At 64.2% G+C, this 19,763-nt stretch carries 14 protein-coding genes; 8 read left to right on the forward strand and 6 right to left on the reverse strand.

Features of this window, described 5'->3' with window-relative positions; all coding sequences use genetic code 11:
* Positions 1 to 20: 20 nt before the first annotated feature.
* The 4 genes from NZK81_RS07045 to NZK81_RS07060 are packed head-to-tail and all read left to right on the forward strand — an operon-like array spanning position 21 to position 3,857.
* Positions 21 to 1,493 carry an aldehyde dehydrogenase family protein gene (locus NZK81_RS07045; protein WP_260045276.1) on the forward strand — a complete coding sequence of 491 codons (1,473 nt, stop codon included), beginning with the start codon at positions 21 to 23 and terminating at the stop codon, positions 1,491 to 1,493.
* 13 nt (positions 1,494 to 1,506) lie between these two features.
* A complete protein-coding gene (locus NZK81_RS07050) occupies positions 1,507 to 2,292 on the forward strand; it encodes a carboxymuconolactone decarboxylase family protein (protein WP_260045278.1) in 786 nt (261 codons plus the stop codon).
* A gap of 10 nt (positions 2,293 to 2,302) precedes the next feature.
* Entirely contained in the window at positions 2,303 to 3,058 is a 756-nt protein-coding gene (locus NZK81_RS07055; RefSeq protein ID WP_260045281.1) for an SDR family NAD(P)-dependent oxidoreductase, read from the forward strand.
* 13 nt (positions 3,059 to 3,071) lie between these two features.
* Positions 3,072 to 3,857 (forward strand): SDR family oxidoreductase, encoded by a 786-nt coding sequence (locus NZK81_RS07060; RefSeq protein ID WP_260045282.1) that lies wholly within the window; start codon positions 3,072 to 3,074, stop codon positions 3,855 to 3,857.
* A gap of 15 nt (positions 3,858 to 3,872) precedes the next feature.
* Here NZK81_RS07060 and NZK81_RS07065 read toward each other — a convergent pair whose 3' ends face one another.
* Entirely contained in the window at positions 3,873 to 5,366 is a 1,494-nt protein-coding gene (locus NZK81_RS07065) for a tetratricopeptide repeat protein (RefSeq protein WP_260045284.1), read from the reverse strand.
* Between the two features lie 25 nt (positions 5,367 to 5,391).
* A complete protein-coding gene (gene gyrB / locus NZK81_RS07070; protein ID WP_260045286.1) occupies positions 5,392 to 7,917 on the reverse strand; it encodes a DNA topoisomerase (ATP-hydrolyzing) subunit B in 2,526 nt (841 codons plus the stop codon).
* Positions 7,918 to 8,090: 173 nt separating this feature from the next.
* Here gyrB and NZK81_RS07075 point away from each other — a divergent pair, with 173 nt between their 5' ends.
* From NZK81_RS07075 to NZK81_RS07085, 3 genes are all read left to right on the forward strand, one after another.
* Positions 8,091 to 9,512, forward strand: coding sequence for a M20/M25/M40 family metallo-hydrolase (locus tag NZK81_RS07075; protein ID WP_260045288.1), 1,422 nt, complete (start codon positions 8,091 to 8,093; stop codon positions 9,510 to 9,512).
* Between the two features lie 1,114 nt (positions 9,513 to 10,626).
* Positions 10,627 to 12,186: a glutamine-hydrolyzing GMP synthase gene (gene guaA / locus NZK81_RS07080; protein WP_260045290.1), complete on the forward strand. Its 1,560-nt coding sequence runs from the start codon at positions 10,627 to 10,629 to the stop codon at positions 12,184 to 12,186.
* Between the two features lie 505 nt (positions 12,187 to 12,691).
* Positions 12,692 to 13,063, forward strand: a complete 372-nt coding sequence (locus NZK81_RS07085; RefSeq protein WP_260045292.1) for a nuclear transport factor 2 family protein — start codon at positions 12,692 to 12,694, stop codon at positions 13,061 to 13,063.
* A 44-nt stretch (positions 13,064 to 13,107) separates the two neighbouring features.
* On the opposite strand, the gene NZK81_RS07090 is transcribed toward NZK81_RS07085, so the two are convergent.
* The 3 genes from NZK81_RS07090 to NZK81_RS07100 all read right to left on the reverse strand — a co-directional run bounded on the left by NZK81_RS07090 (position 13,108) and on the right by NZK81_RS07100 (position 17,969).
* Positions 13,108 to 13,464, reverse strand: a complete 357-nt coding sequence (locus tag NZK81_RS07090) for a hypothetical protein (RefSeq protein WP_260045294.1) — start codon at positions 13,462 to 13,464, stop codon at positions 13,108 to 13,110.
* A gap of 17 nt (positions 13,465 to 13,481) precedes the next feature.
* Positions 13,482 to 15,401: a linalool dehydratase/isomerase domain-containing protein gene (locus NZK81_RS07095; RefSeq protein ID WP_260045296.1), complete on the reverse strand. Its 1,920-nt coding sequence runs from the start codon at positions 15,399 to 15,401 to the stop codon at positions 13,482 to 13,484.
* Between the two features lie 144 nt (positions 15,402 to 15,545).
* Complete coding sequence (locus NZK81_RS07100; protein WP_260045298.1) at positions 15,546 to 17,969, reverse strand: TonB-dependent receptor; 2,424 nt, start codon at positions 17,967 to 17,969, stop codon at positions 15,546 to 15,548.
* Positions 17,970 to 18,282: 313 nt separating this feature from the next.
* On the opposite strand from NZK81_RS07100, the gene NZK81_RS07105 reads away from it, so the two are divergent.
* Positions 18,283 to 18,963, forward strand: coding sequence for a GntR family transcriptional regulator (locus NZK81_RS07105; RefSeq protein WP_260045300.1), 681 nt, complete (start codon positions 18,283 to 18,285; stop codon positions 18,961 to 18,963).
* A gap of 4 nt (positions 18,964 to 18,967) precedes the next feature.
* Here NZK81_RS07105 and NZK81_RS07110 read toward each other — a convergent pair whose 3' ends face one another.
* Positions 18,968 to 19,708 carry an SDR family NAD(P)-dependent oxidoreductase gene (locus NZK81_RS07110; RefSeq protein WP_260045302.1) on the reverse strand — a complete coding sequence of 247 codons (741 nt, stop codon included), beginning with the start codon at positions 19,706 to 19,708 and terminating at the stop codon, positions 18,968 to 18,970.
* Positions 19,709 to 19,763: the final 55 nt, after the last annotated feature.

The raw sequence follows: 19,763 nt of genomic DNA on the forward strand, positions 1-19,763 counted from the left end.
CACTTGGGACAGGAGCGTTTATGGGTTTTCCCAATCCGGATCGATCGGTGCTGCCGGAGCACGCGCTGGTGATCGGCGCGGCCGCCGAGACAGGCGGCGGCGGAGACGTTTTCGCCCACATCTATCCCGCCACCGGCGAAGTGACGCGCGAGTTCAGGCTCGCCAATGCCGGGGACGTCGACCGCGCCGTGGCCGCCGCGAATGCCGCGCAGCCCGCATGGCGCGCGATGCCGGGTGACAAGCGCCGCGATCTCATGTTCCGCCTTGCCGCCCTGATCGAGGAGAAGGCGGCGGAAATGACGCCGCTGCTGACGGCGGAGAACGGCTCGATCATCATCGCCGGTCCGCACATGAGCGCCGATGCCGCGCAGAAGTTCCGCTATTTCGGCGGCTGGGCGGACAAGATCGACGGGCGCACCGTCCAGACCTGGGGCGGCCCCGCGCACGACTACGTGAGCTACGAACCCTACGGTACCGTGGGCATTATCGTGCCATGGAACGGCCCGCTCTTCGCTGCGACCATGGTCATGGCTCCGGCGCTGGCCGCGGGTAACTGCGTGGTGCTCAAGGCGCCGGAGAACGCGCCCTATACGCTGATGAAGCTGATGGAGATCATTCGTCTCGCGGGCTTCCCGCCGGGCGTCGTCAATCTTGTGACGGGCGGGCCGGACGTGGGCGCGGCGATGGTTTCGCACCCCGGTATCGGCAAGATCGAATTCATCGGGTCGGGCAATACCGCGAAGAAGATCCTCGCCAGCGCAGCGGAAACGCTCAAGCCCGTGGGGCTGGAACTGGGCGGCAAGTCGGCCGTGGTCGTTTTCGCCGATGCCGATCTGCAGGCCGCCGCCAAGCGCGGTCTTTCTGGCGCGGTGAGCGCCAACGGACAGGGCTGCGTCAACGGCACGCGGCTGCTGGTGGAACGCGCGATCTACGAACCCTACCTGCAGATGCTGCAGGCCATGGCCGGGCATGTGAAAGTGGGCGATCCGCTGGCCATGGACACCTTCATGGGCCCGGTCATTTCCGAGGCCGCGCTGGATCGCATCCAGGGCATGGTCGCAGGCGGCGTGTCCGAAGGCGGGCGGCTGGTCTGCGGCGGCGAGCGGCTGGGCGGGGATCATGCCTCGGGCTACTTCCTGCCGATCACGCTGCTGGCCGATGTCTCGCCCGAAAGCAGGATCGCGCGCAACGAGGTGTTCGGTCCGGTGCTGGTCGTCACCCCGTTCGACAGCGAGGAGGAAGCCGTCGCGCTGGCCAACGACAGCGACTACGGCCTTGGCGCCTATGTCCACACCACCAACCTCTCCCGCGCGCACCGCGTCGCCAACCGGATGATGGCCGGGCAGGTGCAGGTGAACGGATCGGGCGAGGCGATGACGCCCTGCGTGCCCTTCGGCGGGATGAAGCATTCGGGCCACGGCCGCCTCGGCGGGATCGAGGGGCTGCGCGAATTCCAGCAGGTGCGCAACGTCTGGGTCAACCTGCAGGACTGAGGGGGAAGCTGCCATGACCATGCTCGACCCCAAGGACCGCATTGCCACGGGCCTTGCCACCGAAGCCGAATCGACCGGGCGCGCGGCGAAACAGCCCGCGACGTTGCTGGAGGAATCGTGGCGCGATTTCATCTGGGCCGAGGTCTGGACTCGTCCCGGCCTGCCACGCCGCGCGCGCTACCTCGTCGCCATGGCGACGGCAGCGACCTGCAACCTGGAAGACAGCCAGATCGACGACTTCGTACGCGGCGCTCTGGTCAACGAGGAACTGACGCTGGCGGAGCTGCGCGAGGCCGCGCTGCATCTGTCGGTCTATTCGGGCTGGGGCAACGGCGGCCGTCTCGACCGGGCCGTCTCGCGCGTGGCCGATGAACTGGACCTCCCGCCTGCCGAGGTTCCCGCGATCTGCCCCGAACCATGGGACCCGCAAGTGCGCAACGATCGCGGCCATGCCGAATTCGACAAGGTCATGACCTTCCCGCCGGGGCCGCCCAGGACGCCCTATCTGGAAGGCATCAACAACTTCGTCTTCGGCGAGATGTGGTGCCGACGCACGCTGGACGAGGCATCGCGCCGCTGGATCACGCTGGTCGGCGTCTGCGAATCCGGGGCCGAAATCCCGATCCGCAGCCACATCCACGCGGCCATCGCGAGCGGCAACTGCAAGCCGGACGAGATGCTGGAATTCGTGCTGCAATACGGCACCCACGCCGGCTGGCCCAAGGCCTCGCGCATGCAGGCCGTGGTCCTGGAAATGATCGACAAGGTGGCCAAGGGCCTGCCCTGGCACGCCAAGTGAGGATACGCGAATGAACACCGATATGACCGGCAAGGTCGCCCTGATCACCGGCGCTGCCTCGGGCCTCGGGCGTGCCACCGCGCTCAAGTTTGCCAAGGCGGGGGCCGATCTCTGCATCCTCGACGTGAATGCCGAAGGTCTTGAGGAGACGGTGGCGATGCTGGCCGACAGCGGCCGCAACATCGCCCACGAAACGGTCGACCTGTCCGATCCCGAGGCCTGCACCAAGGTGGTGGTCGATACAGCGGCCCGCTTCGGGCGGCTCGATGCGCTGTGCAACGTTGCCGGGCTGATCTATCTTGCCAACACGCCGCAGATGCCGCTCGGCCAGTACCAGCGCACCATCGACGTCAATCTGTCCGCGCCGTTCCACCTCTCGCAGGCGGCGATCCCGCACCTGCTCAGGAACGATGGCGCGATCGTCAACGTCGCCTCGTCCGCCGCGCATATCGGTGAGGCCTATGCCGCTGCCTATTGCGCCAGCAAGTGGGGCATTCTGGGCATGACCAAGGCCATGGCGATGGAATTCCAGAAGGCGCCGATCCGCATCAACGCGGTGGCGCCAGGCGGCATGATCACCAATATCGCCGCCAACTTCGTCCCGCCCGAGGGCTGCGATTTCGAGCTGCTCAAGCGCTACTCCGGCATGCGCGGCACCGTGGAGGTGGACGACGTGGCGGACATGATCCTGATGCTGGCCTCGCCGGCGGGGCGCGGTTTCCACGGCGCCTGCATAGACATAGACGCCGGCATCACCGCCGGTTGAGGGAGAGCCCACAATGACATTCACACTCGATCAGTTCCGCCTCGACGGCAAGGTAGCGGTCGTCACCGGCGCGGGCGGGCGCGGCAATTCGATCGGCCGCGCCTATGCGATGGGGCTGGCGAACGCCGGGGCTTCGGTCGTCGTCGCCGATCTCAACGCCGGGGGCGCCCAGGCGGTTGCCGACGAGATCATCGCGGCAGGCGGCAAGGCCGTGGCCGTGCAGGTCGACGTATCCGACGAGGCCTCGACGCTGGCCATGGGTGCGGCGGCGAAGGAGGCCTTCGGCGGTGTCGACATCCTCGTCAACAATGCCGCGCTGATGGTCGACATCAGCTACGACAATTGCGAGACGATCAGCCTCGATGCCTGGAACAAGGCGTTCTCGGTCAATCTCAACGGCGCGCTGCTCTGCGCGCGCGCGGTGATCCCCTCGATGCGCGAGCGCGGCGGCGGGCGGATCATCAACCAGACCAGCGGCGGCGCCTTCCCGGCCACCGGCCTCTACGGCATTTCCAAGCTGGCGCTGGTGGGGCTGACGACGGTGCTGGCCAAGCAGTTCGGCAAGGAAAACATCACCTGCAACGCCATCGCACCGGGCAATGTCACGTCCGATGCGGGCAAGCTGCTGGTGCCCGACGATTCGCCCTTCATCCAGTTCCTGCAGGCCACCTGCGCCACCCGTCCACGCGGCGAGCCGGACGAACTGGTTGGAACGCTGCTGCTGCTGTGCTCGGAAGCCGGGCAGTGGATCACCGGCCAGACCATCCATATCGATGGCGGCTGGGTGATGCGGCCCTGACCGGGGCGTCCCTGCTCAAAGACTGGGCGGCAGTATCGGAAACGCGCGGATGCCGCCGGCGTTTTCGATCGCCGCCTTCATATCCTCTCGCCCGCGCAGGATGTTCAGCGTTTCGGCGTAAGGCGTCGGCGGCACGCCCTCCGGCAGCGGCGCGTAGTCGCTGAGCTGCAGCAGCGCGTCGGCGCGCTGCTCGGGATTGTCGAGCCGCCGAATCATCTCGGCCGCGGCCTCGTCGGTCCGGTTCATGCACATCAGCAGGTCGTTGTAGGCTTCGGGGTGGTCGCCTACATGCGCGCGCATGTAGGCAAGGTCCGCCTCGGCCTGCTTCGTCTTTCCGAGCTGGGCGGCGGCGCACCCGCGCGCCAGACGGTATTCCATGATCCCGTAAGGGGAGGCGTGGAGACTGCCCTCGTCGAGTTCGGCGAGCGTGCGGAGCGCATCCTTGCCATGGCCGAAGCGCACCTGGAAATGGGCGAGGTTGACGCGCTGGCTTACGCGGTCGTGGTTGATGTCGCCGCTCGCTACCCCCTCGCGGAAGGCCGCTACCGCATCGTCGTAGCGTCCTGCCAGCGCATAGGCCCGACCCAGCGCGTCCCACCACCAGTTTTCGCCGGCGAGCACGGGTGCCTTGGGTTCTTCCGAGTCTACCCGCGGCGGGGCGCTGTTGACGAGCATGTCGATCGCCTGTTGCGGCCGGCCCATGTGCATCAGTTCGGTCGCAAGGTAGGTGGTCAGGCGCAGCCGGTCGACGTCGCGGAGCCTGGCGACGCTGAGCTGGCGGCTGAGTGCGCTGACGTAGCGTTCCGAGGCGCGCGCCCAGTCGTAGTTCAGGGGCAACATGGCCCACAGCTTCGGATCGACGCTGATCTTGCGCAGGACATCGGTCGAGGTGATGCCGTCGACCTGCCGTGCGGCTTCCTGCATCCGACCCTCGCCGGCGAGTCGGGCGGCGTAGCTCTCGCGGTACCAGTCGACCGCGAAATCGCCCAGCGCGGGGTGGAAGTCGGGGGCCGTTACCGCATCGAGCAGGCGCGTGTGCAGGGCGTCCTCGGCCTTCAGCCGCCGGTTCAGGATCCCGAGCCAGCGCAGGTCGATGGCAGAGGACGCGGCCGGTGCCGTGCGGAGCATGCGCTCAAGCGTGATAAGCGCCTCTTCGCTGCGGCCGAGATCGAGAGCGATGCCCAGGCGCAGGTTCCACAAGGGCGCGAAATCGGGAGCTGTGTCGAGCCCCTTGTCGACGACCGCGAGCGCCCCCGCGTTGTCGCGCAGCGAGGCCTTGCAATAGCCGAACATGAAATAGGACGCGCCCTGCTGTCTCGGCGCGAGTGCGGTGAAGGCGGGCGTCGCGAAAGCCGGTTCGAGATGTTCGACGACGCCCTGGCAGTTGCCCTTGTTGAGCGCCTCCGCAGCCAGCTCGATCGCTGGCGGCATGGAAGGCTGCGTCTGCGCACTGGCCGCCGCCGGCGCTGCCGCCAGCAGCAGGGCTGGCAGGAAGCGGCGGCGTTTCATCGGCCGGTCCCGGGGGCGTACGGCGTCAAACGTCGAGATTGGCCACGTTGAGCGCGTTTTCCTGGATGAAATCGCGGCGCGGTTCGACGATGTCGCCCATCAGGCGGGTGAAGATCTCGTCGGTCACGTCGGCGTCCTCCACCTTGACCTGGAGCAGCGCGCGGTTTTCCGGGTCCAGCGTGGTTTCCCAGAGCTGTTCGGCGTTCATTTCGCCGAGGCCCTTGTAGCGCTGGATCGAAAGGCCCTTGCGGCCTGCCGCCAGCACCTTTTCGAGCAACTGGCTCGGCCGGGTGATCGAATCGGCATCGGCGGTGGGGCGCTGCGCTTCGGCTTCGTCCTCGACGGTATCCGAGGCTTCGCCTTCGGTTGCGGAGCCGGCGCGCACGAGCCGGGCAATGCCCTGATAGACGTCGGCGTGCTCGGCCGCGAGACGGGCCAGCTTGCGTGCCTCGGCGCTGGTGAGGAAAGTGGCCTCGATCTTGTGGTGATCGGTGACGCCGCGCCACAGCCGCTCGACCTCGATATTGCCGTCCTCGGTCAGGCGGGCGGTCCACTTGGCTTCGCTGTCGGCGCGGTCGAGCCATTGCGCGGTCCTGTCGAGCGCGGCGCTGCGGGCTTCGACGGACAGGTCCGGTTCCAGCGCGCCGGCCAGCGCCAGCGCCTCGATGATGGTCGGATCGAAGCGGCGCGGGACGAAGGCCATGAGGTTGCGCATGCGGATCGCGTGTTCGACCAGCGATTCCAGATCGGGACCGCTGCGCGCGCCGCCGACGGTTTCAAGCACGCGCCCGTTCAGGCCCGCTTCGACCAGATAGCGGTCCAGCGCGGCCTGGTCCTTGAGGTAGACCTCGCTGCGGCCCTTGGCGACCTTGAACAGCGGCGGCTGGGCGATGAACAAGTGCCCGGCGCGAATGATGTCCGGCATCTGGCGGTGGAAGAACGTCAGCAGCAGGGTGCGGATGTGCGCGCCGTCGACGTCGGCGTCGGTCATGATGACGATCTTGTGGTAGCGCAGCTTTTCCAGGTTGAAGTCGTCGCGGATGCCCGTGCCCATGGCCTGGATCAGCGTGCCGACTTCCTTCGAGGAAATGATGCGGTCGAAACGCGCGCGCTCGACGTTGAGGATCTTGCCCTTGAGCGGCAGGATCGCCTGATAGTGCCGGTCGCGCCCCTGCTTGGCCGAACCGCCTGCCGAATCACCCTCGACCAGGAAGAGTTCGCACTTGCTGGGATCGCGTTCCTGGCAGTCGGCCAGCTTGCCGGGCAGGCTGGCGATGTCCATCACGCCCTTGCGGCGGGTCAGTTCGCGGGCGCGCTTGGCGGCCTCGCGCGCGGCGGCGGCGTCGATCACCTTCTGGATGATGGTCTTGGCGATGGCCGGGTTCTCTTCCAGCCAGTCGGTCATCTTGTCGCTCATCAGCGATTCGAGCGGCTGGCGCACTTCGGAGCTGACCAGCTTGTCCTTGGTCTGGCTGGAGAACTTGGGGTCCGGCAGCTTGACCGAGACGATCGCGGTAAGCCCCTCGCGCATGTCGTCGCCCGAAAGCGAGACCTTTTCCTTCTTGAGCAGCCCCGAACGCTCGGCATAGCCGTTGAGCGTGCGGGTCAGCGCGGCGCGGAAGGCGGCGAGGTGGGTGCCACCGTCGCGCTGCGGGATGTTGTTGGTGAAGCACAGGACGTTTTCGTAGTACGAATCGTTCCATTCGAGCGCGACGTCGATGCCGATGCCGTCCTTCTCGGCCGAGATCGCGATCGGCTCTTGCATCAGCGCCTGCTTGTTGCGGTCGAGGAACTGCACGAAGGCCGCGATGCCGCCTTCGTAGTAGAGATCGTGCTCGGCCACTTCTTCATGCCGCTTGTCGCGCAGCAGGATGCGCACGCCCGAATTGAGGAACGCGAGTTCGCGGTAGCGGTGCTCCAGCTTGTCGAAATCGAATTCGGTGACGTTCTTGAACGTCTCGTGGCTGGCCTGGAAGGTGACGCGGGTGCCTTTCTTGAAGCCGTTGTCGTCGGGGTTCTGCTCCACCCTGGGAGCATCGCCCTTCACGATCAGCGGCGCTACGGCATCACCGTGCTCGAAGCGCATCCAGTGTTCCTTGCCCTCGCGCCAGATGACGAGTTCGAGCCATTCGGAAAGCGCGTTGACCACCGAGACGCCCACGCCGTGCAGGCCGCCCGAGACCTTGTAGGCATTGTCGTCGCTGGTGTTCTCGAACTTGCCGCCCGCGTGGAGCTGGGTCATGATGACCTCGGCCGCCGAGACGCCTTCTTCCTTGTGCATGTCGACCGGGATACCGCGGCCGTTGTCTTCCACCGAGACGGAACCGTCGGGGTTGAGTTCGATCAGCACGAGGTCGCAATGGCCTGCGAGCGCCTCGTCGATGGCGTTGTCCGAAACCTCGAAGACCATGTGGTGCAGGCCCGAACCGTCATCGGTATCGCCGATATACATGCCGGGGCGTTTGCGCACGGCGTCGAGTCCCTTGAGGACCTTGATCGAATCTGCGCCGTAGGTGTTCTGGTTCTTGCCGTTTTCGGGATTTGTAGCCATGCCCAGCATATAGGGTTTGCGCCCGCCAAACCCAAGCAAAACCGGCATCGGGGAGGGGCTTTTCCACAGAGGAGGCCGTTGTGTCCCGCCAACGGCAATCGGCAGTTGCCTTCGCCAGCCGATGTGCTTCAATCCGCAGCGGTTTCAGGGTCGCTAAATTCATGGAGACGGGCATGCACAAGAGTTTGATCGGATTGGCTTCGGGGGCACTGGTCCTGGCCGGAATGGCGCAGGCAGCTCCCAGCGCGCCGATGCCGAAACTGCGGGCGGACCAGCAGGCGTTCTTCGGCCTCTACAAGGAACTGATCGAGACCAATACGACCGTGTCCAGCGGAAGCTGCACCGATGCGGCGGCGAAGATGGCGGCGCGGCTCAAGGCGGCGGGAATGCGCGATGATCAGATCATTCCCTTCGCGACGCCCGAGCATCCCAAGGACGGCGGGCTCGTTGCGATCTATCCCGGCAGCGATGCGAGCGCGAAGCCGATGCTGCTGCTGGCGCATATCGACGTGGTCGAGGCCAAGCGTTCGGACTGGGAGCGCGATCCCTTCACGCTGGTGGAAGAGGACGGGTACTACTACGCCCGCGGCGCGGTGGACGACAAGGCGATGGCCTCGATCTGGACCGATACGCTGGTCCGCTTCGCCAAGGCCGGATACAAGCCCAAGCGCACGATCAAGCTGGCGCTGACCTGCGGCGAGGAAACCAGCGGCGCGTTCAACGGGGCCGAGTGGCTGGCGCAGAACAAGCGCGACCTGATCGATGCCGAATTCGCGCTCAACGAAGGCGGCGGCGGCAGGACCGACGGCATGGGACACTTGCTCGTCCAGACACTGCAGGTGGGCGAAAAGGCCTATCAGGACTTCACCCTGACCGCGACCAACCCCGGCGGGCACAGCTCGCAGCCGGTGCCGGACAATGCGATCTACGAACTCTCGGCGGCGCTGCTGAAGATCGGCGCCTACGATTTCCCGGTCCAGTTCACCGACACCACCCGAGCCTTTTTCACGAAGGCGGGCAAGATGCGCGGGGGTGAGACGGGCGCGGCGATGCAGGCGCTCGTGGCCAATCCGGACGACAAGGCTGCGCTGGCGATCGTCGACAAGGACAAGATGCTGCATTCGATGCTGCGCACGACCTGCGTCGCCACGCTGGTCGATGCCGGCCACGCGCTCAACGCCTTGCCGCAGCATGCCGAGGCGAACGTCAATTGCCGCATGTTCCCGGGCCGCACCGCCGAGGAAACGCAGGCGGCGTTGGCCAGCGCCATCGATGATCCGCGCATTACCATCGCGCCGCGCGTGAAGGACAAGCCAATCGCTTCCCCGCCGCCGCTCGACCCCAGAATCACCGGTCCGGTGGAGAAGCTCGGGGCGAAGTATTTCCCCGGCGTGCCGGTGATCCCCTCCATGTCCACCGGGGCGACCGACGGCGTCTATATCGGCGCGGTCGGGATTCCCGTCTACGGCGTGCCCAGCGTCTGGACCGACCCCGATGGCAACGGCACGCACGGCCTTAACGAACGCGTCGAGGCGCGGGCGCTCTATACCGCGCGCGACTATCTCTATGATCTGGTGAAGGCGCTGGCCGGCTGAAGCGGCTGGGCCGATTGGGCCTTGGCGTCATCCGGAGTGCGTCAAAAACATGGCGGAGCGGGCATGGGAAAAAGGGACTTTCTCACATGCCCGCTCCGCGTTCCCGAAAGTCGTTCCTGCATCTCTGCAGGACAACCTTCGGGAAGGTCACCTCGTGAATCTTGTATATTCCCCCCAGGAGTGCATCCCTGAGCGTAACGCGTAAGCTCGATGGTGCATCCGCGGCGCACGATATGTGTCACGTGAAAAAACACAAGGGTAATAAAATTACGCCGGGCAATAAATTGTCTCAGGTTGTATAGAATATCTTCCTGAAGGACGTCCGCCATGCGTCCGTTGTTATCGCATCAGGAAGGTGAAAGTCGATTCATCTTTATGCTTCGCGGCCTGTTTATCCTGCTTCCGGAAATCGATTTTCGACCGTGCATGCTGGAATTTGCCCAATTGTCTAGAGCCTTGCGCAAACGGAAAGGGCGGCCCTGCGGGCCACCCTTCTTGCTTGTGCTCGGTTTCCCCCCCGGGGGTGCTTCTTCAGACCAGGGTGATGGCGAACGCCATGGCGAAAGCGCCAAGGGCCGCAGCGAAACCGACCGACTTTTCAACGAGGGTCATAGTTCGATCTCCAATTCCAGACAGGGGCGAATCATCCCTTACCTTGATTAATATAACCTAGGTTAGTATTTTTGCAAGAGGGAAAATGAAGGTCTCTCGTCGAACCCGTTACCTGTGGCCGGGAAAAGCAAAAGGGCGGCCTTGCGGGCCGCCCTCTCGTTTCGCGCGCTACCATTATGCAGCGCGGCGCTTCGGCTGCCGATCAGGCGAGCGTGAGCGCGAATGCCAGCGCGCTGGCGCCAAGCGCAGCGGCCAGGCCGAACGTGCGTTCGACGAAGGTCATGGGATAACTCCTGCAAACATTGTTTTGTTTTGTCTCACCCCTCGCGAATCTCTTCGCTCGGGCGGCGGAGGCGAAATAGGTATTTGCGTAATTATCACAAATTCAAAAGTAACAATATTGCTTGCATTTTTCGCAATCGCTACTTGCGACGGTTGCATCGGTGCCGCGGGCGGGTCCAGCTATCTGGACACCCGGCGCACACGCTATTAGGGGCCTGCCATGAGCATCCAGACTTCTGAATCCATATTGATCGTCGATTTCGGCAGCCAGGTAACCCAGTTGATCGCGCGCCGCGTTCGCGAGGCGGGCGTCTATTCCGAAATCGCCCCGTTCAACGCCGCCGAAGAAGCGTTCGAGCGCATGAAGCCGGCCGGCGTGATTCTCTCCGGCTCGCCTGCGTCGGTACTGGACGACAACGGCCCGCGCATTCCCGAGGTCATTCTCGACAGCGGCTTGCCCATGCTCGGCATCTGTTATGGCCAGCAGTCGCTGATGCACCAGATGGGCGGCGAGGTCCTGCTCGGCGATGCGGGCGAGTTCGGACGTGCCTTCATTGAGATCGCGGACGGCTGCGCCTTGTTCGACGGCCTGTGGAACGTGGGCGAGAAGCATCAGGTCTGGATGAGCCACGGCGACAAGGTGACCAGGCTCGCTCCCGGTTTTCGTCCGGTCGCCTCCAGCCCCGGCGCGCCTTTCGCGGTGATCGCCAACGACGAGAAGCGCATCTACGCGATGCAGTTCCACCCCGAGGTGGTGCACACGCCCGACGGCGGCAAGTTGCTCAAGAACTTCGTGCGCCACGTCTGCGGTCTTGCCGGCGACTGGACCATGGCCGAGTTCCGCAAGACCAAGATCGCCGAGATCCGCGAGCAGGTGGGCGACAAGCGCGTGATCTGCGGCCTTTCGGGCGGCGTCGATTCGGCGGTGGCCGCCGTGCTGATCCACGAGGCGATCGGCGACCAGCTCACCTGCGTCTTTGTCGACCACGGGCTGATGCGCATGGGTGAGGCGGACCAGGTCGTCTCGCTGTTCCGCGGCCACTACAATATCCCGCTGGTCCACGTCGATGCCTCGACGCTGTTCCTCAACGGGCTCGAGGGCGTTACCGACCCCGAGAAGAAGCGCAAGTTCATCGGCAAGACCTTCATCGACGTCTTCGAGGACGAGGCGAAGAAGATCGGCGGCGCCGAGTTCCTCGCGCAGGGCACGCTCTATCCCGACGTGATCGAATCGGTCTCCTTCACCGGCGGTCCCTCGGTGACGATCAAGAGCCACCACAACGTCGGCGGCCTGCCCGAGCGCATGGACATGAAGCTGGTCGAGCCGCTGCGCGAGCTGTTCAAGGACGAAGTGCGCGAGCTGGGCCGCGAGCTGGGCCTGCCCGACATCTTCGTCGGCCGCCATCCGTTCCCGGGGCCGGGCCTTGCCATCCGCATCCCCGGCGAAGTGTCGCGCGAGCGCTGCGACATCCTGCGCAAGGCCGACGCGATCTACCTCGAGGAAATCCGCAATGCCGGTCTCTACGATGCGATCTGGCAGGCCTTCGCGGTGCTGCTGCCGGTCAAGACCGTCGGCGTGATGGGCGACGGGCGCACCTACGACAGCGTCTGCGGCCTGCGCGCGGTGACGTCCACCGACGGCATGACCGCCGACATCTATCCTTTCGATGCCGCCTTCCTCAGCCGCGTCGCGACGCGGATCATCAACGAGGTCAAGGGCATCAACCGCGTGGTTTACGACTATACGTCGAAGCCGCCGGGCACGATCGAGTGGGAGTGACTTTGGTTACGCCAGAGTGATCCAAAGGTACGCCATACTACGATGAAAAGAGACAGTCGTCTCCCGGTAGTATTCGATGCCAATCGGTGGGCAATCTTCCCGTCTGACGTACAAATTGACGGTATTGCGTCCTTTCGTGTCAGTTGAATTTTCCCGGCGCCCGCAGTGGTAACGCCGGCCCTGATGGTCTCGCCATCAAGGAGGAGGCCGTCCGGTTATTCGCTGACAGGCCGGCGAAGGCTAAACTCTGAGAGTTCAGGCGCAGCCGCGGATGCAGAATTCCATTCCGCCATGGCAGCAGATCTGAACTGGCGCATCGTATTTCGGGCGGCATGGTGCACCGAATGTTGAAGGTGTTGCAGATCGCTGAGAGGGTGGAGACGAGTTGTGGTTAGTCTGACAGCACTGATCGGATGCGCGCAAGTTAAATTGTCCGACGTTTTTGACCTACGATAGTTGAGGGGGTATAAGCGGCCCATCACGACGAGAACGCGGGAGAAAAGACGTGGGCAGGCAAGAAACGGCGCTCATGGTGCTAGGCGAGATCAAGACTGGCGCGATTGACCCCGCCCGTTTCGAACCAGACGGGATCTGGTGGTCCAATGCCGGCTTTTCGCTGTCGATTGCCGAGTTCAACGGTTTGCTGGGCCTGCTGCACGAGCAGACCGAGGCCGGGATTGCTGTCACGCCCGGCCGCGTTCTGGAGGTGGACGACACGGTGGTGATCGAGGCCACGTCGCACGCCATGCTGCGTAATGGCACGCGCTACGACAATCGCTATGCTTTCCTGTTCCGCTTTGAAGACGAGGTGCTGAGCGAAGTGCGCGAGTACAGCGACACCGCCCATGTATTCCAGACCTTCGATCTGCAGACCTGACGCATCGTGCCCGTTTCTTACAGGCGGGGACGCGCAGGCATCGATCAGGGTTGTGCCGAGGCCTGGTCCGGTTCGCTGGCTGCACCGCCCAGGCCGATCAACTGGGACAGGCGCGGCACCGCCGAGGCCGCTTCGCTATCTGCCATCGTGACCTGATCCTCTTGCTTGAGAGGTCCGTGCCCGAATTGCACCGCCAAGAGTGCCAGAGTGACGACAAGCGAAAGCGAGATGGCTCCGGTTGCCGCCGAAGGCGGCGGTCCGGCACCGCGCAAGTTGCGCAGCAGTCGAGGCGCATCGTGTTCGTGCGGCAAAGGCCGGGTAATTCCCCAATACACAGCCCAGGCCCTGAGCGCGGCAAGCATCCGTGCGTAGAGAATGGCAGCGATGATGCAGCACATCATGGGGCGCTTGCTCCTGTTCAGGCCATCGGCCGGATCGACACCTCGCGTCGCTCCGGCAGGGGCAGGACGAAGGTAGCCTTGCCCTGTTCGTCGGCGGTCAGCATTTCTCCGGTCTGCTCCACGCGATACTGCCCGCCGGGGCGGAGACGCGCAAGGCCGAGCCTGGCTTCGGTGGGCCCTTCGCCCGGCACCAGTACGAGGTCGAGGGCGTGGCCATCGGAAACGGCGCGAGTGACGATCACGTCGGGATAGGTCGCCTTGGCCAGCAGCGGGCCGGTGCGCCAGGCTTCGGGCAGGCCGGTATTGATCATGTCACGCATGGTATTGGCGCGTGTCCAGCTGATCGCGTCGGCAACGCCGTCGCCGTACATGGTCCCGATCGACTTGCGGGTAGCCGCGATGATCGGTTCGTCCCCCATCTCGAGCGCGGCCCACATGGTCATTGTCAGGGGGTTCAATTCTGGCCACTGATCGTAGGAGAAGTTCGCCGGCTTGCGCGTATCCCAGCCCAACGGCAGCAGGCGGAAATCGAGCTCGCCGTTCTCGTTCACCTTGATGAAGTCGCGCTTGAGGATCGCCCACAGACGCTCGGCCTCTTCCGGGGCGTACGGGGTGAGGAAACGAATGCCCCAGGTCTCGCCGAACAGGCCGGAAAGGCTGGGGACGGTGAAACCGAAGGTGGACGAGGTGCAGACCCGGATGCGGCCGTCGGGCAGGAGCATCTCGTCGCGCATCGTCTGGTTGAAGCGATCACCGATTTCCTCGACCATGTGCGTTCCGTGACGGGCGTCGTGAAGGGCGAGCGCGGTGCGGCCGACGAGGTTGCACATCGAGTAGATCCAGCGCGGCTCACAAGGGAACCAGCCATAGTCGTAGCGCTTGAAGTTCTTCACCACCTCGCGCAGCATCGTCTCGTGGTTGTAGGGGGCGGCGGTGTTCTCGTCCCAGCGGAAGGTCAGCGAGCCCGGCTCGCGGAAAGGCGAAGTGCCGCTCGCAGTCTCGAACAGGCCGAGCGAGACGCCGAGGAATCCGCTCAGCATGATGTTGTCGATCTCGACCGGGTTCTTGGAGACCTTGAGGTTGCCCCACAGGCTTTCCCAGTACCAGTAGTTCCAGGTCTTGCGGTCGACGTGCTTGCGGATCAGGTTTTCCTGCGCGGTGTTGAGGTAGCCATGAAAGGCCGGGAGCTGGGTGTACTGACCGAAGGCGAGGTTCCAGCTCATCGTGCAGATCTGGTAGCGCAGTGCCCCGTCTTGCCAGGTGTCGTTGAAGGCAAAGCCCTTCCACTCGTCCACCGGCTGCAGCGCGAGGTCGAGCATGCGGCGAAACTCGCCGATTTGTCCCGGAGCCATTTCGGGCGATGCGGCGATGGGCGCCTCGCGCATGACCGGCTGGGTGGTGGCGATGGCCGCGTTATGGGCTTTCGCGCGGCGGCGGGCGGCATTGAACTTGGCTCGGCGGCTGAGCGCAAAACCGGCATGAAGGCCGATGAACACCAGCGGGACAGCGTATTCCATCACGGCAAGGCCGGGCGATCCCTTGATCCACACAGCCGAGAGCAGGGCCGTGCCGATCAGGACACCCGGCGGCCCGACCACGACGCCGCGGGCCCACCAGATGAACATGATCACGGCAAAGGCGGCCACCGAAAGCAGGCCCAGTACGACGCCGCCGATCCCCCCGGCAAAGAAGAACCCGCCGCCCGGTAGCACGAGGCCAAGCCCGAAAGCTTTCCATTGTGCGCTCATTCCCAGGATCACAGGCAGCATTCCGGCCAGGAACCAGACGGCCTGCAGCGCATAGAAACGCATCAGGATGCCGCTGGTGATTGGCCCGTGCATGCGGCGGATGTCCGGTATCGGCGGAATGGACGAAACGATTGCCCCAGCAGGTGAAGGGGGCGCTTGCCGCGCCTTGTCGTCCAGCACGGTTGCCATTTCAGCAGTCTCCCAATGTGCGGCTTCGAGTCTTTGATCGAATGATTTCGTTCGACGATAGGCCATCTGCGCCATCTGCGCAAAAAAAATGGGCTGGGCCCGGCGGAAAATCCGCCCGGCCCAGCCCGTCGAGAGGTTGGGTGATCAGTAGCGCCAGCTGACCTGCACGCCGTAAGTGCGCGGCATGCCGGTGAAGCGCGAGATGGAGGCCAGGTTGTCCTGGACGTTGGTCCAGTAGAAGGTGTTCGTCGCATTCCGGATGTAGCCGCCAACGCGCAGCTTGCCGTCGTTGAGCCGAACACCCGCGCGCAGGTCGAGCAGGGCGTATTCCTTGATCTTGTACCGCGTGTCCGCGGTCACATAATCGGTGTTGGAATTGCTGAGCGCGCTGGTCGTCTGGCTGTTGTAGGTGACCGAAGCCCCGAGATAAGCCTCGGCGTTGCTGCCCACCGCGAAATCGTATTCGGCATCGCCGATTGCGGTCAGCGACGGGGCATAGGGGAAGTCCTGCCCGGCGAAATTGCGTTCCACGCCCAGCGCATCGAAACCGGTATATTCCTTGATCTTGGTGTCGATGTAGGTGCCGCCGAAGCTGAGGGTCAGGCCTTCGATCGGGCGCACGTCGAGCTGGGCCTCGACGCCGGCGACCGAACTCTTCGGAATCTGGACGAGCGCATCGAGCGTGACGAAGACCGGGTCCGGCTTACGGCCGCGAAGCTGCTTGTTCTTGTAGTCGTAGTAGAAGGCGGCGGCCGAGATGTTCACCGCGCCGTTGGCGAAGGGCGCCTTGAAGCCGACCTCATAGGCGGTCACCGATTCCTGCTTCACCGGGGTGTAGCCGCTGTAGCTGGCGACTGATGCGGTGGGGAAGCTGCCCGACTTGTAGCCGCGCGAGACGCGCGTATAGATCAGCGCGTCACTGGCAGTCTTGTAGTTCAGGCCGACATTCCATGAGACGTTGTCCTCGTTGAGCTGGTCGAACAGGGCCGGACGATACTGCTCGGGGAAGTTCGGCGTGAAGGTAAGGCACTCGCCTGGCTGGACGTCGGTGCCGAAGATGGCGTTCCACCAGATCGCGGTGCCGCCGCCGAAGTCGTTGGTGCAACCCTCGAAGCTGCGCTTGCTCTTGGTATAGCGCGCACCGGCCACCAGACTGAGGCTGTCGGTCAGGCTGATCTCGGTATTGCCGAAGACGGCATAGTTTTTCACGTCCTGCTTGGAATAGTTGAACGTCAGCTGGCCGCGTGGTGCGTCGGGTATGAAATAAAGCGGGTTGGACGAGGGGCCCTGGCTGAAGTTGTAGAACAGCCGGTCGAACGTCTTGGAGCTGTCGTAGTTTCCACCCACGATGAAGTTGCCCCAGGAATAATTGCCTGAGAGGCGCAATTCCTGGGAGAAGGTCTTGATGTAACCGGTCGTGTTGGTGTCGACGGTGGCATAGATCGAGCCGTCGAAGTCCTGCACGGAATCGGTCTTGTAGTTGGAATATGCCGTGATCGAGGTAAGCGTCAACGTGTCCGAGAGATCCAGATCCACGCGCCCGCTCAGCTGGTAGAAACGGTCATCACGGCGCAGTTTGCGGTTGTTCTCGCCGCGTACGCTGTAGTCGCGCGCGCTGAAATCCTCGGTGGCGCTGTAGATGCTGTAGTCGCTGAAGATGCCGTAGCTCCAGTCGGCCGCGCGAGCATTGTTCGGCGCGGGAGGATAGGCGCGGAACGCCTCGGCATCGGGGCTTGAACAGGTGGAGGCGGTGTTCGTCCCGCATGAATCCATCACCAACTGGGCGGCTTGCGTGTCGCTCTTGTCCTTCCAACCGTTGGCGTTGAGCATCACGCGGAAATTGCCGTCGGGATTGATCTCAAGCTGGAAGCGGCCCTGGAGCTTGTTCTGCTGGCCCAGCGTATCGTCGCGGGTGTAGCTGTACTGCCAGTCGTCCGACTGGATGGTACGCGCAGACAGGCGGGCGTTTACACCCTTCATGATCGGTCCGCTGACATAGCCCTGCGCGTCGATCGTGTTGAAGCGCCCGTAGCTGAGGTCGAGGCCGGCATCGAAATAGTCGGTCGGCTTGTTGACGATGTAGTTGATCGCGCCGCCCGTGGTGTTCTGGCCGAAAAGCGTGCCCTGCGGGCCCTTGAGGACTTCGACGCGCTGGATGTCGAACGCAATGCCGCGGGTCGTGGCGCTGAAGGGGAGGGCGACTTCGTCGGTATAGACCGCGACGGTCGGTGCGGCCGAAAGCGTCGTTTCGTAGAAGCCGATACCGCGCAAGGTATAGACCGGGGTGTTGAAGGGCGAAGGCTGGACCGTGAGGCCGGGAACGATCTTGCCGAGGTCGGTCGGGGAATCGATGCCCTTCATGGTCATGTCCTCGCCCGACTGGACGGAAATCGACAGGCCGACGTCGTTGATCGATTGTTCGCGCTTGTTGGCCGTGACGATGATTTCGTTGGTCTCGGCGGTGCCGAGTGCCCTGCCGTCCTGTTCGTCGGCAGCGAACGCCGGGGCCGCCACGCCCAGCGCCATCGCGGATGCGCAGGTGCCCAACAGGAAACTGCGATAACTCATGATAATCCTCCCCTCATGGGCGAACCGGACGCAAAGACGCCCAATCCGGTTTCTCCATTCTCGAAAGGTGCCGCTGACGCGCGGCATCCCCTCACCACTAGCCGTGCGCCTTTGTGCGCACCTTGGTCGTTCTCCGACGATCTGGATATATACTCGCTTCAAATGATCGGTCAATAATGTTCGACGATTTAGTGGGATGAGTTTGTCCGTTGACCCTGATTGCACGTCGCCGCATAGACGGGATTCGCCGTCAGCCCAGAAGAGGGGCCGCGGCTGAAACGGATTGCGAACAGGAATGCCAAGGCTAGAGAACATGAGTGAGATGGCACAGGAAGCAGAGCGCCGTAGCGCGAGCGACAGGGTCGCCGATGCGATTCTCCAGGACATCCGCATGGGGCGGCTGGTGCCCGGCCAACACTTGCTCGAGCCGGAGCTGACGGCACGCCTCGGCATCAGTCGCGGTTCGCTGAGAGAGGCGCTCAAGCATCTTGCCGCGGACGGCATCGTGTCACTCAGCCGCTTTCGCGGCGCCTACATCGCGGCGCTCGATCGCAAGTCCGTGCTCGACCTGCTCGACGTGCTGGAGCCCCTGGCTCGCCTGGCCGCGCGGCTGGCTGCCGCGGCCTCGCCTGATCGGGCGCAATGCGAGCCGTTGCTCGAATCGGCGGCTCGGCTTGCAGAGCTGCAGGCCAGCGGCAAGCGCGGGGAATACCTGACCGAACGTCGCCGTTTCTACGACATGCTGGTCGATCTCGGAGGCAACAGCGAACTGGCGCGGGTCATCCCGCTTTCGCGTACCGATCTGTTCCGCACCCAGGTCGAGTCTCGACAGACCGACAGCCAGCGCCATCGCCACGCCATGGGCTATACCCGCATCGCTACTGCCGTTGCCGAGCACGACAGCGCCGAGGCCGACAAGGCGGTGGCCGGTCATTTCGCCGGCACCCGCGAGACGATGGCGGAACTTGCCGACGAGGTGTTTCCCGCCAGCTGAGCGCTCACATCTTGAGCAGAGCGCCGCCATCGACGGCGAGGCCGTGCCCGGTGATGAACGAGGCTTCGTCGCTGGCGAGGAACAGGAAGGCATTGGCGATGTCCTCGGGCATGGCCATGCGATTGACCACGCCCATGGTGTCGTAGGTTTCGCGCAAGGTGGGATCCGCCGCGATGAGCGGCGCGGTAATGCCGGTCAGAACAGCGCCGGGCAGAATGTAGTTCGCCGTGATGCCATGCGCACCGAGTTCGATGGCGACCGACTTGGTGAGGCCCGCCACCGCGTGCTTGCTGGCCGTGTAGGCGGTCAGGCTGGGATAGGGGCGCTCAGCCATGATCGAGGCGGTGTTGATGATCCGGCCCCAGCCGCGCGCCTTCATCACGGCGGCTGTGGCGCGACAGAGCTTGAACATTGCCGTTAGGTTGATTGCGATCGCGCGGTCCCAGGTCGCGTCGTCGGTGTCTTCCAGCAGGCGATAGTCGCAGATGCCTGCATTGTTTGCGAGAATGTCGATCGCTCCGAAGCGCTCGATGCAGCGATTGGCGATCCGCGCCGCTGCATCGGGCTGGGCGAGGTCGACCTGAAGCGAATCGAAGCGCGCACCGTCCGTTCCGGGCGCAGGGGCAGGCGCCCGGTCGACGGCCAGAACCGATGCTCCCTCGGCCAGAAATCGCGAGGCGACACCGGCTCCAATGCCACTGGCGGCACCCGTGACAATCGCCACTTTTCCTTCGATCCGGCCCATCTCACTCTCCTCTGCTTTTCGTTGCAAAACGGAAATCGTCTCACTGTTGAGTAAT

It is taken from the genome of Novosphingobium mangrovisedimenti, assembly GCF_025153475.1.
Classification (GTDB): Bacteria; Pseudomonadota; Alphaproteobacteria; order Sphingomonadales; family Sphingomonadaceae; genus Novosphingobium; species Novosphingobium mangrovi_A.